At 61.4% G+C, this 16,881-nt stretch carries 10 protein-coding genes; 6 read left to right on the forward strand and 4 right to left on the reverse strand.

Annotation, left to right across the window (positions count from 1 at the left end; all coding sequences use genetic code 11):
- Positions 1–196: 196 nt before the first annotated feature.
- The 4 genes from FSY59_RS16335 to FSY59_RS16350 all read right to left on the reverse strand — a co-directional run bounded on the left by FSY59_RS16335 (position 197) and on the right by FSY59_RS16350 (position 6,663).
- Positions 197–2,248, reverse strand: a complete 2,052-nt coding sequence (locus FSY59_RS16335) for a M3 family metallopeptidase (RefSeq protein ID WP_148729335.1) — start codon at positions 2,246–2,248, stop codon at positions 197–199.
- A gap of 195 nt (positions 2,249–2,443) precedes the next feature.
- A complete protein-coding gene (gene folD / locus FSY59_RS16340; RefSeq protein WP_003055356.1) occupies positions 2,444–3,298 on the reverse strand; it encodes a bifunctional methylenetetrahydrofolate dehydrogenase/methenyltetrahydrofolate cyclohydrolase FolD in 855 nt (284 codons plus the stop codon).
- A gap of 147 nt (positions 3,299–3,445) precedes the next feature.
- Positions 3,446–4,099, reverse strand: coding sequence for a response regulator transcription factor (locus FSY59_RS16345; RefSeq protein WP_003055354.1), 654 nt, complete (start codon positions 4,097–4,099; stop codon positions 3,446–3,448).
- Positions 4,096–6,663 carry a PAS domain-containing sensor histidine kinase gene (locus tag FSY59_RS16350; protein WP_148729336.1) on the reverse strand — a complete coding sequence of 856 codons (2,568 nt, stop codon included), beginning with the start codon at positions 6,661–6,663 and terminating at the stop codon, positions 4,096–4,098. The genes FSY59_RS16345 and FSY59_RS16350 overlap by 4 nt, the downstream gene beginning before the upstream one ends.
- Before the next feature lie 309 nt (positions 6,664–6,972).
- Between FSY59_RS16350 and aceE the strand changes: the two genes are divergently transcribed.
- The 6 genes from aceE (at position 6,973) to FSY59_RS16380 (ending at position 16,804) form a co-directional block, all read left to right on the forward strand.
- Positions 6,973–9,687 carry a pyruvate dehydrogenase (acetyl-transferring), homodimeric type gene (gene aceE, locus FSY59_RS16355; RefSeq protein WP_003055351.1) on the forward strand — a complete coding sequence of 905 codons (2,715 nt, stop codon included), beginning with the start codon at positions 6,973–6,975 and terminating at the stop codon, positions 9,685–9,687.
- An 18-nt stretch (positions 9,688–9,705) separates the two neighbouring features.
- Positions 9,706–11,391, forward strand: a complete 1,686-nt coding sequence (aceF, locus tag FSY59_RS16360) for a dihydrolipoyllysine-residue acetyltransferase (RefSeq protein ID WP_148729337.1) — start codon at positions 9,706–9,708, stop codon at positions 11,389–11,391.
- A gap of 115 nt (positions 11,392–11,506) precedes the next feature.
- Positions 11,507–12,382, forward strand: a complete 876-nt coding sequence (locus tag FSY59_RS16365) for a hypothetical protein (protein ID WP_148729338.1) — start codon at positions 11,507–11,509, stop codon at positions 12,380–12,382.
- Positions 12,383–12,475: 93 nt separating this feature from the next.
- A complete protein-coding gene (lpdA, locus tag FSY59_RS16370) occupies positions 12,476–14,314 on the forward strand; it encodes a dihydrolipoyl dehydrogenase (protein ID WP_148729339.1) in 1,839 nt (612 codons plus the stop codon).
- A 163-nt stretch (positions 14,315–14,477) separates the two neighbouring features.
- Positions 14,478–14,954, forward strand: a complete 477-nt coding sequence (locus FSY59_RS16375; RefSeq protein ID WP_003055343.1) for a GFA family protein — start codon at positions 14,478–14,480, stop codon at positions 14,952–14,954.
- Positions 14,955–15,388: 434 nt separating this feature from the next.
- Complete coding sequence (locus tag FSY59_RS16380; RefSeq protein ID WP_080731521.1) at positions 15,389–16,804, forward strand: GntP family permease; 1,416 nt, start codon at positions 15,389–15,391, stop codon at positions 16,802–16,804.
- The last annotated feature ends 77 nt before the right edge of the window (positions 16,805–16,881 follow it).

The following is a 16,881-nucleotide window of genomic DNA, read 5'->3' on the forward strand; positions in this document are numbered from 1 at the left end:
ATGAAGAGGTCTGAGGGCGCGAACGCCAATGGGCAGAGCATAGCCTGCATGAAGGCCTGTCTGCAGCCAGGCTCCGGTCTGTCTTGATCGGTTCCCGGTGCGCAAGTCAGCCAGTGTCAGTCTAGGCCTTCCGCTCGCAGTCGCGGGCATGAAAAAGCGCCCTGGAAGGGCGCTTTTTTAGGAGGCTGCACAAGACTCAGGCGGCCTGGCTCATGCCTTGGTGGCGCAGCAGGGCGTCAATCTGTGGCTCGCGGCCACGGAAGGCCTTGAAGGATTCCATGGCAGGGCGGCTGCCACCGGCTTCCAGAATCGACTCGCGGTACTTGCGGCCGGTCTCTGGGTTGGGCGAGCCGTCGGCAAGCACGGTTTCTTCGAAAGCCGCATAAGCGTCCGCGCTCAGGACCTCGGCCCATTTGTAGCTGTAGTAGCCAGCGGCATAGCCGCCGGCAAAGATATGGCTGAAGGTGTGGGCCATACGGTTGTAGGCTGGCGATTGCAGCACGGACACCTCGGCGCGAACCTGGTTCAGCAGCGCCATGAAGTCATCTGCCGGGTTGTGCTCGGTGTGCAGCAACATGTCGAACAGCGCGAACTCGATCTGGCGCAGGGTCTGCATGCCGGACTGGAAGTTCTTGGCCGCAATCATCTTGTCGTACAGTGCACGGGGCAGGGCCTCGCCCGTGTCCACATGGGAGGTCATGTGCTTGAGCACATCCCATTCCCAGCAGAAGTTTTCCATGAACTGGCTCGGCAGTTCGACGGCATCCCACTCCACGCCGGCAATGCCCGAGACATCGCGTTCGTTGACCTGTGTGAGCATGTGGTGCAGTCCATGGCCGGTTTCGTGGAACAGGGTGATCACGTCATCGTGCGTCAGCAGCGCGGGCTTGCCATCCACGCCGGACGCGAAATTACAGACCAGATGGGCCACAGGCGTTTGCAGCTGGTGGGTGTCGGGGCGCAGCCAACGCGTGCGCACATCGTCCATCCAGGCGCCGCCACGCTTTCCCTTGCGTGCCTGCGGGTCGAGATAGAACTGGCCGACCAGCTGAGGGCCTTGCGCGCTGGAGCGCTCGATGCGGTAGAACTCCACGCAGGGGTTCCATACTGGGGCTTCATCGCGGCGGATGGAGACTTCGAAAAGGGTCTCGACAATCTTGAACAGACCGGCCAGCACCTTGGGTGCCGGAAAATACTGCTTGAGCTCCTGCTCGCTGAAGGAATAGCGGGCTTCCTTGAGTTTTTCGCCGATGAAGGCCCAGTCCCAGGGCTTGGGGTCGGCAATGCCGAGGTCGGTCCTGGCAAAGGCGCGCAGATCGGCCACATCCTTTTCGGCATAGGGGCGGGCGCGTTGCGCCAGATCGCGCAGAAAATCTATGACCTGCTGGGGTGAATCGGCCATCTTGGGCACGACCGAGACCTCGCCGAAGTTCTTGTAGCCCAGCAGTTGGGACTCTTCCAGGCGCAGGGCGAGAATTTCCTTCATCACGGCGGTGTTGTCAAAGCGCTTACCGTCGCCCTCGGCCTGGTCGGAGGCCCGGGTCACATAAGCCTGATAGATCTTCTCGCGCAGTGCGCCGCTCTTGGCGAACTGCATCACCGGCAGATAGCTGGGCATCTTCAGCGTCAGCTTGTAGCCTTCCTTGCCATCGGCTTCGGCGCCAGCCTTGGCCGCGGCGATCACATCGGCCGGAACGCCGTCCAGCTCGTCAATCCTGGCGTAGTAGGCAAAGGCATCGGTGGCGTCCAGCGCGTTCTCGCTGAATTTCTGTGCCAGCTCGGCCGAGCGCGCCTGGATCTGTGCAAAGCGTTCCTTGGCTATGCCCTGCAGTTCGGCACCCGAGAGCACAAAGCCGCGCATGGCATGCTCCCAGGCGGCGCGCTGCTCCTTGTTGAGGCTGGCCGGGGCTATGGCCTTGTACTTGGCGTACAGGCGTTCGTCGGCACCCAGATTGGTCCAGAACTCGGTGACCTTTGGCAGGGCTTCGTTATAGGCAGCGCGCAACTCGGGCGTGTCGGCCACGCTGTTGAGATGATTGATGGCCGACCAGGCAGTGCCCAGCTTTTCGGTCGCCACGTCCAGCACGGCAGAGATGGCTTCCCACTGCGCGGGGAAGTCCGGTGCAACCACGGTCTCCAGCGCCTCGCTGGCACGGGCCAGCAAAGTGTCGATGGCGGGCGCCACATCCGCAGGCTGAATGCGGTCAAACAGGGGCAGGGAGGAGGATTCGAGAAGTGGATTGCTCATGCTGTATTAGGTGCCGGCAAGGTCGGGAAAATCAAGCGCTCTCAGGGTATTTATTGCTATCGCCTTCATAGCGTCAGCCTGTGGTCAGAAGCGTGCTTGCGCCTGGGGCGCGAACAGGCGTCGCGACCAAGCGAAGCCGCCGCCCTCTCGGGCGCTCGGCGCCAGAGAGGGGGAGGGCGAAGCGGTTTCGAGGGATCAGCCTGCGGCGCGCTCTGCCGATTCCATGGTGTTGACCAGCAGCATGGTAATCGTCATGGGGCCGACACCACCGGGCACAGGGGTGATGTAGCCCGCCACTTCCTTGACGCCGTTGAAGTCCACATCGCCGCAGAGCTTGCCTTCGGCGTTGCGGTTCATGCCCACATCGATGACCACGGCACCGGGCTTGACCATGTCGGCGGTCAGCACGTCGACCTTGCCCACGGCAGCGACGATGATGTCGGCCTGGCGAGTCATGGCGCCCAGATCGGCGGTGCCGCTATGGGTGACGGTGACCGTGGCGTTGGCTGCCAGCAGCATCATGGCCATGGGCTTGCCCACGATGTTGGAGCGGCCGATGACCACGGCGTGCTTGCCGCGCAGATCCTTCATGCCGATGGATTCCAGCATCTTCATGCAGCCGTAGGGGGTGCAGGCCTTGAAGCCGACCTCGCCGACCATCAGCGCGCCGGCGCTGGCCACATGGAAGCCATCCACATCCTTGGCGGGGGAAATGGTTTCGATGACCTTGTGGTCGTCGATGTGCTTGGGCAGTGGCAGCTGCACCAGAATGCCGTGAATGCTCGGGTCGTTGTTCAGCGCTTCGACACGTGCCAGCAGTTCGGCTTCGGTCATGGATGCATCGTACTTTTCCAGCACCGAGTGGAAGCCCACGTCTTCGCAGGCCTTGACCTTGTTGCGCACATAAACCTGGGAAGCCTGGTTGTCGCCCACCAGAATCACGGCCAGGCCGGGCGTGATGCCCTTGACCTTTAGCGCTGCCGCGCGTGTGGCGACTTCCTTGCGCAGTTGTTCGGAGAGGGCTTTGCCGTCGATGAGTTGGGCTGTCATTGCTGGAGTACCAATAAAAATGCTGCTAGCCCTTGATATACAAGCACTAGCAGCTATCAGAATAGGAGTTGGCTAAAGCGCGAGGCCTGGCCAGTGCTCCGTGGATTATCTCGCGATTGGAATGGTTTCCAATTTCGCGGGGAGCACTTAATTGACGGCAGCTGCCGCCTTGGCTGCAGCGCTGGTCTGACCCTGGCCCAGTGCGATCTTGAGCAGATCGGCCACGGTGTTGGCGTTGAGCTTTTCCATGATGTTGGCGCGGTGGGCTTCCACGGTCTTGATGGAGATGCCCAGATCGTCGGCAATCTGCTTGTTCAGACGGCCGGCGACAATGCGCTCGAGCACCTGGGCTTCGCGACCCGTGAGCTTGGCCAGCAGCGCATCGCGGCTGGCGGCTTGCTGGTGGCCGGTAAAGGCTTCGCGGGCGTGATCCAGCATGCGCTCGACCAGACCCAGCAGTTCTTCTTCGTTGAAAGGCTTCTGGATGAAGTCCAGTGCGCCTTTCTTCATGGTGTTCACGGCCATGGGCACATCGCCGTGGCCGGTGATGAAGACGATGGGCAGAGGCGACTTGCGCTCAATCAGGCGGTCCTGCAACTCCAGGCCGGTCATGCCGCCCATGCGGATGTCGACGATCAGGCACGCCACTTCACGTGGGTCGTAGCGCGACAAGAAGGTCTCGGCGGAGTCAAAGCAACGCACACGGTAGTCCTTGCCTTCCAGCAGCCATTGCAGCGAATCACGGACTGCTTCGTCGTCGTCAACTACGTAAACAGTGCCTTTTTTGGGAATCAAACTCATGCAATCGTCCTCTTTATGGGTTCGCTTGTCGTGGTGAGTGTTGTCGTCTCCACACCCGTTGCCAACGGTAGCCAGAACGAGAACCGGCAACCAGTGACCTCGCTTCCATTGTAGAGGTTCTCGGCATGCATTCGGCCCTGATGTGATTCGACAATCGAGCGGCAAAGGTTCAGGCCTATGCCCATGCCCTCACTCTTGGTGGAGAAGAAGGCTTCGAACAAGTGTTCCAACACTTCCGGCGGCAGGCCCTTGCCTGTGTCTTCCACGGTGAACTCCACACCCGGCAGGCTTTCAAAGACCTGGGGGCGAACGCGCAATTCCACATTGCGCTGACCCAGCGGGCGGTCGGACATGTCAATTGACTCAGCACTGTTTTTCATCAAATTGATGAGAACCTGCTCGATGAGGATGGCATCGGCCATTACCGGCGGCATGCGCTCGGCGATATGCGAGGTCAGCTGCACATTGCGGCGGCGCAGCTCGATGCCGGCCAGCTCCAGCGCTTCGCTCACCATCTCGTTCACCTGGGCCAGCATGCGATTGGGCTCGCTCTTTTTCACGAAGGAGCGGATGCGCTGAATGATCTGCCCGGCACGCTGGGCCTGATGAGCGGTTTTTTCCAGCGCAAACTTCATCTGGTCCGGCGTGAGCGTGCCGTTTTCCAGGCGTGTCAGCATGCCGGAGCTGTAGTTGCTGATGGCAGTCAGAGGCTGGTTGAGCTCATGCGCCACGCTGGACGCCATCTCGCCCATGGTGATGAGGCGGCTGGCGGTCTGAGCCTTTTCGGCCTGGGCCGCGGCCTGCTCCTCGGCCAGGCGGCGCTGGGTGATGTCGGTGGCAATCACCATCTGGGCCAGGCGGCCATCCACCCAGCTCAGATAGCGCGAGCGGACTTCCAGCCATTTGCTCAGGCTGGACACGAAGATTTCAGCATTCCCGCTGTGTGCGGCAGTTAGCGTGTCCGTGGGCAGGCCCATGAGGGCGTCTTCGTCCTCTGGCTCGGGCTGGCGTCGAATGGGCAGCTTGCCTGCCTGGGCGACCAGCTGCAGATGCCCTTCAGTGTGCGATCCAAACCATTGGCGGTACAGCTTGTTAGCAAACAGCAGCTCGGCACTGCCAAGAGGTGCTACGGAAACAGAGGCATCCAGCGCTTCCAGCACGATGGTGAAGCGCTCGTACGAGGCAGACAGCTGTTCGCGAATCCGGTTGGGCTCTGTGATATCCGTCATGGACGACATCCAGCCCGTGTGCTGTCCATGCGCATCAATCAGCGGCGACACATACAGGCGTGCGTCGAACAGGCTGCCGTTCTTGCGCTTCACGCGGACCTGGAAACCGCCGACGATGGTCTTGCCCGACAGTTCCTCGCGCAGCTGTGAGTGCAGATTGTCGTAGTCGTTGTCGGGCCAGTAGGAATAGGGTGGAACCTGGCCGACCAGGTCTTTCTCGCTCCAGCCCGTCATCTGGCAGAAGGCCGCGTTCACATAGGTGATGCGGCCGTGCAGATCCAGTGCACGCATGCCGGTCAGCACGGAATTTTCCATGGCCCGGCGGAAGTTGGTTTCGGCAACCAGGGCCTCCTGGGCGCGCTGACGCCGGCGCGTGTGGCGCCAGGTGGCCAGCAGCAGCCAGGCCGTCATGGCCGACAAGGTACCCACCAGCCAGAACAGGCCGCTGCCGACAACGCCCAGCGAGGTCTGATAGGCCTGTGCGCGCATCATCAGCGCCGTGCCTACGGGAGAGACCGGCACTTCATATTCATTGGCAATGGCGCGCCAGTGCAGCAGCTCGGTAGGCGTCTTGCGCGGCGCCAGTGGCGTGCCGGCCAGCACATGGTCGTCGGCATCGCGCATGGTGATGGCGTAACGCGCCATCACTTCGGTGGGCGTGCCATAGCGCAGCAGACTGTCCACCGAAAATTCGGCCAGCAGCTCGCCCTGGTAGCGGCTGTTGGAGCTGATGGGGACATGCAGCTGCAGCAGCGGAGGCAGCTCGTTGGGCTGGGCTCTTTCCTGCACATAAATGGGCTGCAGCATTTCGCGGGCCTGCTCATAGGCTTGCAGGGTCTCGCCCTGATGCAGGCCTTCGCCGACAGCACGCAGCTGATCCGTGGCCACTGTCGGGGCGGACTGGCTGTACAAAACCTGACGCTTGTCGTTGATCCAGGTGATGGATTGCAGCTCGGGGTATTGGCTGATCAGCGCTTCGGTGCGGCCGTCGAAGTCGGCCTTGCGCATTTCGCGGGTGCCGATGTCGCGCGCCATGCGCATCAGCTGCTCCTGGCGCTCCAGCAGTCGAAGGCGCACGCGTTGCTGGGCATATTCGACATCGCGGCGCAGAGCTTCCTGCTCGCGGTCCACCTCTTCCGTGCGCAAATACCAGAAGGACGCAATGATTGCAGCCATGAACATCAGCACGGATGCCAGCGGCGCGAGAGCGGCGTAACGGTCCTGCCGGGTCGGCGACAGGCTGCGCCACCAACTACGCCACCAGCGCACAGGGGATGCAACGGATTGCGCGCTTTTTGCGTCCTCTTTTTCTCGTTCGTGATTGCTTGTTTGCATGCCTCCAGTGTAGGTGAGAGACCCAGTGGAATCTGTGACTATTTCTGTCGCGTAAAAGACAATCTATAGAGCCGTCACTGTATGTGCATTTGCAACATTTTTTTATATAGTGAAATCACAAAGCACAATTTGAAATTTAAAAAAAATGTGCGAAACTCGCCAGCGATCGACACAGTGAATCGGTTTAATCCGGGGAGCACCCGAAGGTGCTGTGCCACGCGTTATGCGGTGTGGCGCTTGCTGCACCCGTGTGATGCCGCACTCACTGCTTCGTGATAAAGCTACCCCCTCTCGAAGGAGACACTCACAATGACAGCTCAGACTGATCCCAAAGGCGCTGGCTTTCCGGCCGGCCTGGACCAACAAGAATCGCGCGAGTGGATGGATGCCCTCTCCGCGGTGATCGACCGCGAAGGTGCGGACTATGCTCACAAGCTGATCGAGGATCTGCTTGAACACGCTCGCCAGAACAGCGTGGACATGCCTTTCTCGGCCAATACCGGCTATGTGAACACCATCGAGACCGATCAGGAAGAAAAGTGCCCCGGCAACCTCGAAATCGAAGGTCGTCTGCGTGCCTATATGCGCTGGAACGCCATGGCCATGGTGGTCAAGGCCAACCGTATTCACCCCCCCGAAGGTGGTGATCTGGGTGGTCACATCGGCTCCTTCGCTTCGCTGGCCAATATGTTTGCGGCCGGCTTCAACCATTTCTGGCATGCCGAGAACGAAAACCACGGCGGCGACTGCCTGTACATCCAGGGTCACGTCTCGCCCGGCATCTATGCCCGCGCCTACCTGGAAGGCCGCATCTCCGAAGAGCAGCTGCTGAACTTCCGCCAGGAAGTGGACGGCAAGGGTCTGTCGAGCTACCCCCACCCCAAGCTGATGCCCGACTTCTGGCAGTTCCCCACGGTGTCCATGGGCCTGGGCCCGCTGATGGCCATCTACCAGGCACGTTTCCTGAAGTATCTGCACGCACGCGGCATTGCCAACACCGAAAACCGCAAGGTCTGGGTGTTCTGCGGCGACGGTGAAATGGATGAGGTGGAATCCCTGGGCGCCATCGGTCTGGCTTCGCGCGAGAACCTGGACAACCTGGTCTTCGTGATCAACTGCAATCTGCAGCGCCTGGACGGTCCTGTGCGCGGCAATGGCAAGATCATTCAGGAGCTGGAAGGCGAATTCCGCGGTGCCGGCTGGAACGTTATCAAGCTGCTGTGGGGCAAGGGCTGGGACGAACTGCTGGCCAAGGACAAGGACGGCGTGCTCAAGAAGATCATGATGGAGTGCAACGACGGCGACTATCAGGCTTTCAAGGCCAACGATGGTGCCTATGTTCGCCAGCATTTCTTCGGTCGCGATCCTCGAGCCCTGAAGATGGTCGAGCACATGTCCGACGACGAAATCTGGAACCTGCGCCGCGGTGGCCACGATTCGCAGAAGGTCTATGCAGCATTTGCCGCGGCCAACGGCCACAAGGGTCAGCCTACCGTGCTGCTGGTCAAGACCGTCAAGGGCTTCGGCATGGGCAAGATCGGTGAAGGCAAGAACAACGTTCACCAGACCAAGAAGCTGAGCGACGAGGACATCAAGGCCTTCCGCGACCGCTTCAACATCCCGATCCCCGACAGCCAGATCGCGGACATCCCCTTCTACAAGCCGGCCGACGATACGCCGGAAATGAAGTATCTGCACGAGCGCCGCAAGGCTCTGGGCGGCTACCTGCCACATCGTCGCCAGCAAGCTGACGAGCAGTTCACCGCTCCTGCACTGGACACCTTCAAGGCCATCCTGGAGCCCACACCCGAAGGCCGTGAGATCTCCACGACCCAGGCTTATGTGCGTTTCCTGACGCAGCTGTTGCGCGACAAGAACATCGGCCCCCGCGTGGTGCCCATCCTGGTGGACGAAGCCCGTACCTTCGGTATGGAAGGCCTGTTCCGTCAGGTCGGCATCTACAACCCCCACGGTCAGCAATACACCCCGGTCGACAAGGATCAGGTGATGTACTACCGCGAGGACAAGGCCGGCCAGATCCTGCAGGAAGGTATCAACGAAGCCGGCGGCATGTCCAGCTGGATCGCTGCGGCCACCAGCTACAGCCATAGCAACCGGGTCATGATCCCGTTCTATGTGTACTACTCGATGTTCGGCTTCCAGCGCATCGGCGACCTGGCCTGGGCGGCTGGCGACCTGCAAGCGCGCGGCTTCCTGCTGGGCGGCACCTCGGGCCGTACCACGCTGAACGGCGAAGGCCTGCAGCACGAAGACGGTCACAGCCACATCCTGGCCAACACCATCCCCAACTGCGTGACCTACGACCCCACCTTCGCTCACGAAGTGGCCGTGATCATGCAAGACGGTCTGCGTCGCATGGTGCAGAACCAGGAAAACATCTTCTACTACATCACGCTGCTGAACGAAAACTACCCCATGCCCGGCCTGGAAGCCGGCACGGAAGAGCAGATCCTCAAGGGCATGTACATGGTCAAGCCTGGCCAGAAGGTGCCCGAGAGCGGCCTGCGCGTTCAACTGCTGGGCTCCGGCACCATCCTGCGCGAATCCTTCTTCGCCCAGGAACTGCTGGAAAAGGACTGGGGCGTTGCCGCCGATGTCTGGAGCTGCCCGTCGTTCAACGAACTGACCCGCGAAGGTCAGGAAGTGGATCGCTTCAACATGCTGCACCCTCTGGAAGCCGCCAAGGTTCCGTTCGTGTCCCAGCAACTGGCTGCCCACCCCGGCCCCGTGATCGCGTCGACCGACTACATGAAGGCCTACGCCGAGCAGATCCGTCCCTACATGCCCAAGGGCCGTACCTACAAGGTGCTGGGTACCGACGGTTTCGGACGTTCGGACTTCCGCGCCAAGCTGCGTGAACACTTCGAAGTCAACCGTCACTACATCGTGGTGGCTGCACTGCGCGGTCTGGCCGATGAAGGCAAGATCAACGCCACGACCGTGGCCGAAGCGATCAAGAAGTACGGCATCAACGTCGACAAGATCAACCCGCTGCACGCCTAAGAAGGGGAGACAGACAACATGGCATTGACAGAAATCAAGGTCCCCGATATCGGCGACTTCTCCGAAGTCGGCGTGATCGAAGTGCTGGTCAAGGTGGGTGACACCATCAAGGTCGAGCAGTCCCTGATTACCGTGGAGTCCGACAAGGCCTCCATGGAAATCCCCTCCAGCCAGGCTGGCGTGGTCAAGGAAATCAAGGTTGCTCTTGGCGACAAGGTCAAGGAAGGCTCCGTGGTCGTAATGCTGGAAACCGCTGATGCGGCTCCCGCTCCTGCCGCCGTAGCGCCTGCCCCTGTGGCCGCTGCACCCGTGGCCGCAGCTCCTGCACCCGTGGCAGCAGCCCCTGTGGCAGCCGCCCCTGCAGCATCTTCCACCGTGGACTTGAAGATCCCTGATATCGGCGACTTCAAGGACGTGGCCGTGATCGAGATGCTCGTCAAGGTGGGTGATACTGTGATCGCCGAGCAATCGCTGTTCACAGTGGAGTCCGACAAGGCCTCGATGGAAATCCCTTCGCCCTCGGCCGGCACCATCACGGCGCTGACCATCAAGCTGGGTGACACCGTCAACGTGGGCGACGTCGTCGGGCAGATGACAGTGCAGGGCGCAGCCGCTGCCCCCGTGCAGGCTGCCGCTGCCGTGGCTGCACCGGTTGCCGCACCTGTGGCGGCAGCACCTGCACCCGTAGTTGCCGCTCCCGTGGCCACTGCTGCTCCTGTGGCAGCACCTGCGGCCCACAACCCCACCGTGGCGCCTTCGGGTCAGCTGCCCCATGCCTCGCCTTCGGTGCGCAAGTTCGCTCGCGAACTGGGCGTGCCTCTGGCAGAAGTCAAGGGCTCGGGCAACAAGGGCCGAATCACAGCGGAAGACATCCAGTCCTTCACCAAGTCGGTGATGGCTGGCGCCGTGCAGACCCTGGCCCAGCAGGCTGTGGCTCCCAAGTCGTCCGGCGGCAACGTCGGCGGTCTGGAGGTGCTGGCCTGGCCCAAGGTCGACTTCGCCAAGTTTGGCGCGGTCGAGCGCAAGGAACTGTCCCGCATCAAGAAGATCTCGGGTGCCAACCTGCATCGCAACTGGGTGGTCATCCCTCACGTCACCAACAATGACGAGGCCGACATCACCGAGCTGGAAGCCTTCCGCGTGTCCACCAATGCCGAAAGCGCCAAGGCCAAGAGCGACGTCAAGGTGACGATGCTGGCTTTCGTGATCAAGGCCGTGGTGGCTGCGCTCAAGAAGTTCCCCGAGTTCAATGCCTCTCTGGACGGCGACACCCTGGTCTACAAGCAGTACTTCAACATCGGCTTTGCCGCCGACACGCCGAACGGCCTGGTCGTTCCCGTGCTCAAGGACGCCGACAAGAAGGGCATTCTGCAGATCAGCCAGGAAATGGGCGAGCTGGCCAAGAAGGCCCGCGACGGCAAGCTGGGCGCTGCAGACATGCAAGGCGGCTGTTTCTCGATCTCGTCTCTGGGCGGCATCGGCGGCACCAACTTCACGCCCATCATCAATGCGCCTGAAGTCGCCATCCTGGGTCTGTCCAAGGGTGCCATGAAGCCCGTGTGGGACGGCAAGCAGTTCGTGCCCCGTCTGATGCTGCCTCTGAGCCTGTCGTACGACCATCGCGTCATCGACGGTGCAGCTGCCGCACGCTTCAACGCCTACCTGGGCGCTGTGCTGGCCGACTACCGCCGCATCCTGCTCTAAGCAGCTGACAGGCAGGCCGATTTTTTGCGAAATCGGCCTGTAGCGCTTATCTGAATTGCGCAAGCAGCCATCTTTTTAGAGGCCTTGCGCTTCACCTTGCCAGCCCATGAGTGAGATGAAGAACCTGAGACAGCATCCCATCCAGCATCTGCGTGGCGTCATTCCCGGTATCCGGCCTTTTCCGGATGCGGCTGACGTCTTCGCCGAGCCGGTCGAGAAGTACGTGCGGCATTTTCTGCCGCTCGTCACCATCGATCTGGCCTTGCTTGACGATACCTGGAGCGGGCCGATTCATCTTGTCGCCCCTTGCGAGCCTTACGAAGGGCAAGTCGGGGAGTGGGGGGGCGAGGAGTTTGGCAACGCGCTGCTCAAGCCTGACTGGCTGGCTTTCAAGCTCAACGATCAAGGCAGGTACGAGCTGCTGGGCGACTGGCGCTACTTCATGCTGGAGCAGGATAGGGCCGACTGGGCGGAAAAATCGCTCGACTGGCGCGAGGTCCGCAGCCAGCATCGTGAACTGGTCAAACTGGGCGTGGAGCCTCCGTTCGAACTGCACAATGAGGCCAAGTACTCATGGCGCGATGTGATGGAACTGCATTACGCAAACCAGCACGCGGCATATGAGCAGGCCAGGCGGGACTTTCTGGCCCATGGCTGGAATGCTGCGAACGAGTGGGACGACCCCGCTGAAGTTGCCAAGCTGCCGCTGTATGAGCCAGGGACCGATTGCTACGAAACCAGTTCCGGGCGCTATCTGCTCGGCGCGCTGGGCGGCCCTTCCTGGGGCGGCAACTGGAGCAATCTGACGAATGAGCTGCTGAGCGGCACCGGCACGGACGATGGCATTCACCCCATCCACCCAGAAACCGGCGCGCACTTCGAGTTCATCTGCAGTGCCAATGCCGATGCCTTTGCCGCAAGCGGCACCGAAACCCTGCTGTTCTACGAGCCTGAAAGCCGTACCGTATTGCTGACTTTTGACTGGAGCTAAGGCGTCAGCCGCCAGGCTTCAACCCGGAAATATCGTTTTCAGCTGCCCGAGCGAATCGGGCGGCGCAGAGACAAAACCAAGATAGGAGCGCATATGAGCCTCATCGATATCAAGGTACCCAATATCGGCGACTTCGCCGAAGTGGGCGTGATCGAACTGCTGGTCAACCCCGGCGACACCGTGGCCGTGGACCAGTCCCTCATTACCGTGGAGAGCGACAAGGCCTCCATGGAGATTCCTTCCAGCCATGCCGGCGTCGTGAAGGAAATCAAGGTCAAGGTCGGCGACAAGGTTGCCGAAGGCTCGCTGGTGCTGACACTGGAAGCCGCAGCCGACGCAGGCGCACCTGCTCAGGCAGCAGCCCCTGCGCCTGCCGCAGCCGCTCCCGCACCTGTGGCAGCCCCCGTGGCTGCTGCTCCCGCTCCCGTCGCCAGCAACTTTGCCGGCACCGTGGACATGGACTGCGACGTTGTGGTTCTGGGCGGTGGCCCTGGCGGCTATTCGGCAGCCTTCCGCGCGGCCGACCTGGGCCTGAAGGTCGTGCTGGTCGAGCGTTACGCCACGCTGGGCGGCGTCTGCCTGAACGTGGGTTGCATCCCCTCCAAGGCGCTGCTGCACGTGGCTGCCGTGATGGACGAAGTCAAGCACCTGGAAGTGGCCGGCGTGAAGTTTGCCGCTCCCGAAGTCAACATCGACCAGCTGCGCGGCCACAAGGAAAAGGTCATCGGCAAGCTGACCGGCGGTCTGGGCCAGATGGCCAAGATGCGCAAGGTCACCGTCGTGCGCGGCTACGGCAACTTCGTGTCTGCCAACCACATCGAAGTCGAAGAAACCACCGGTTCCGGCCAGGAAAAGACCGGCAGCAAGAAGATCGTTCAGTTCAAGAACGCCATCATCGCTGCAGGCTCGCAAGCCGTGCATCTGCCCTTCATGCCCAAGGACCCCCGCGTGGTCGATTCCACCGGCGCCCTGGAACTGAAGGAAGTGCCCAAGCGCATGCTGATTCTGGGTGGCGGCATCATCGGCCTGGAAATGGGCACCGTCTACAGCACGCTGGGCGCGCGCCTGGACGTGGTGGAAATGATGGACGGCCTGATGCAGGGCGCCGACCGCGATCTGGTCAAGGTCTGGCAGAAGATGAACGCGCCACGCTTCGACAACATCATGGTCAACACCAAGACCGTGGGTGCCGAAGCCACGCCCGAAGGCATCAAGGTTACGTTCGCTCCTGCCAAGGACGGCGTCACCGTGCCCGAACCCCAGACCTACGACCTGGTGCTGCAAGCCGTGGGCCGCACGCCCAACGGCAAGAAGATCAGCGCCGACAAGGCTGGCGTGGCCGTGACCGACCGCGGCTTTATCGACGTCGACATCCAGATGCGCACCAATGTGCCCAATATCTTCGCGATCGGCGACATCGTGGGCCAGCCCATGCTGGCGCACAAGGCCGTGCACGAAGCGCATGTGGCCGCCGAGGTCATCGCTGGTGAGCTGCAAGGTAACAAGGAGCTGGCTGCTGCCGCCTTCAACGCCAGAGTGATTCCATCGGTCGCCTACACCGACCCCGAAGTGGCATGGGTGGGCCTGACAGAAGACCAGGCCAAGGCACAAGGCATCAAGGTCAAGAAGGGCCTGTTCCCCTGGGCCGCCTCGGGCCGCGCCATCGCCAACGGCCGCGACGAAGGCTTCACCAAGCTGCTGTTTGATGACTCCCCCGAAGCCCACGGCCACGGCCGCATCCTGGGCGGCGGCATGGTCGGCACGCATGCCGGCGACATGATCGGTGAAATCGCCCTGGCCATCGAAATGGGTGCCGACACCGTGGATATCGGCAAGACCATCCACCCCCACCCAACCCTTGGCGAATCCATCGGCATGGCGGCGGAAGTGGCCCACGGTTCCTGCACGGACGTACCACCAGCACGCAAGTAAGCGTAGCGATCAGGTCTCAGGATCTGTTCAAAACAAAGGCAGCCTTCGGGCTGCCTTTTTGTGTTGATAGCAGCGTCGATTTCCCTGGCAAGCGCTTGAGCCTCGATCGACCTGCACGGATGACTTAAGCTTTGCGCACCCACTATCAGCGAAAGAGACGGCCATGCCCCGCCCAAGCCCCGACTACTCCAGGCCGCTCCAAGCCGCCTGCCACTGCGGCGCAGTGCGTTTTAACGTGCTGCTCAGCGACGGCCTGAATACTGCGCGGCGCTGCAATTGCTCGTTCTGCCGCATGCGCGGTGCCGTTGCCGTGTCGGCCGAGCTGAGCGGAATCGAGGTATTGCAGGGGCAGGATGCGCTGACGCTCTATCAGTTCAACACTGGGCAGGCCAAGCATTTCTTCTGCAAGCATTGCGGCATCTATACCTTTCACCAGCGGCGCTCGTCGCCGCATCAGTACGGCGTGAATGTGGCTTGCATTGACGGCATGAGCCCGTTTGATTTTGCGGAAGTAGTGGTGAGCGAGGGGCGCTCGCACCCCAGTGACCGTCGTGCAGGCGCTGCTGCGGGCAAGCCGGTGGCGGCGGGCTGGCTGCGCTATGAAGCCAATGCCCTGCTCGAAGCACAGCTTAAAGAATAGTTTTGATAGCTGTAAGCGATTGATGCATAAAGGTTAGAGCCGATTTTTGCTTGATACTTCGGTCTGGCTGGCAGAGTCAACTTGCTCATTAATTTCCCGATGAGGAAGTATCAATTGCTTTGACCATGCTCTGGTTTGTTCTTTCTCGAGCGGAAATTTTCAAGTCAAGCCGTTTTCTCTGTATTTGATAGCTACTTGTGAGCCTGCAGATTGTTCTAGCGACTAATTTGACTTCAAGGTGTGCAGCGCCGCTGCCAAGGTGCCTATATCTTTGTTGTGCACTGCAACATGCGGCGGCATACTGAGTTGGTGTGAGGCTGGTTCCGTGCCGCTGTTGGCCCGGCCGGCTTTCGCAAAACAGGAGGGGGCATGACGTGTACCGCTGACCGTATCCCAACCAGCGCCGCTGATGTGCCGGGACAGAAAGGCTGCTCATGCTGAGTGTGCTGGCCGTGGCCGTCTCGCTGGCCCTGTTGATGTTTCTGGCCTACCGAGGCGTGACAGTGCTGCTGCTGGCCCCGTTGATGGCGGCCGTGGCTGTGGTGCTGTCGGGCGACGGGCGCTGGCTGCTGCCGCTATATACCGACACCTTCATGACCGCGCTCAGTGGCTATGTGCTGCAGTTTTTACCTTTGTTTTTGCTGGGGGCGCTGTTCGGGCGGCTGATGGCCGATTCGGGGGCGGCCAGTACCTTGGCTCACTGGATTGTGCGTACTCTGGGCAAGAAGTACGCCATACAGACCGTGGTGCTGGCCTGCGCGCTGCTGACCTATGGCGGGGTGTCGCTGTTTGTGGTGGCTTTTGCCATCTACCCGATTGCGCGCAATCTGTTTGAGGAGGCGCAGATTCCCAAGCGCCTCATCCCGGCCACGATTGCGCTGGGCGCGTTCACCTTCACCATGACGGCGCTGCCGGGTTCGCCCGCGATCCAGAACGCCATGCCGATCCCGTACTTCGGCACCAATGTGTTTGCAGCGCCGGGACTGGGCATTCTGGCGGCGGCGCTGATTCTGGCGGGCGGCCTGTGGTGGCTGAGCCGGCGCGCAGCCACTGCCAAAGTTGCAGGCGAGGGCTATGGCGAACACGACGAAGGCGGCGCGGATACTGTGCTGACGCCCGCGCAGCAAGCGGCCGAGGCCGCACGCCATGCACAAATACCGCTGTGGATGGCACTGCTGCCATTGCTGCTGGTGATCGGCGTGAATGCGCTGTTTACCTACGGCGTTTTTCCACGTCTGGACCTGGGCTTTGTGACGGAACGCTTTCCGGCGCTGGACCCGACCCGGCTGGTGGGACTGTGGGCGCTGGTGATTGCGCTGATCGTGGCCTGTACGGCGCTGGTGTTGCTGCGCCTGGGGCGCTGGCACAGCCTCAAGGACACCATCAATCAGGGCGTGTTTGGATTCATGCTGCCGCTGTTCAATACAGCGTCCGAGGTTGGCTATGGTGCGGTGATTGCATCCCTGGCCGGTTTTGGACTGATTCGCGACGCGGTGTTGAAGGTGTCAAGCAACCCCTTGGTGTCCGAAGCGGTGGCCATGAACGTCCTGGCGGGCATTACCGGCTCATCGTCCGGGGGGCTGAGTATTGCACTGCAGACTTTGGGTGCTGATTACCTGGCCATGGCCCAGGCCGCTGGCATCAGTCCCGCGCTGCTGCACCGGGTGGCGGTGATGGCTGCCGGTGGCATGGACACGCTGCCGCACTGTGGCGCCATCATCACCCTGCTGGCGATCTGCAAGCTCAATCACCGTCAGTCTTATGGCGACATTGCGGCGGTAACCATGCTGTTCCCGCTGCCGGCACTGGTGATGGTGATCGCGCTGGGGACCTGGGTGGGCAGCTTCTGAGGTCGATCACTGTCAGCCTGAATGCCTGGGCGTCGGGGCGATAGAAGAGAGCAAGAGGCCGAAGGCTGGCGATGCTC

Origin of the sequence: Comamonas sp. Z3 (genome assembly GCF_008121565.1) — a bacterium.
Taxonomy (GTDB): Bacteria; Pseudomonadota; Gammaproteobacteria; order Burkholderiales; family Burkholderiaceae_C; genus Comamonas; species Comamonas brasiliensis.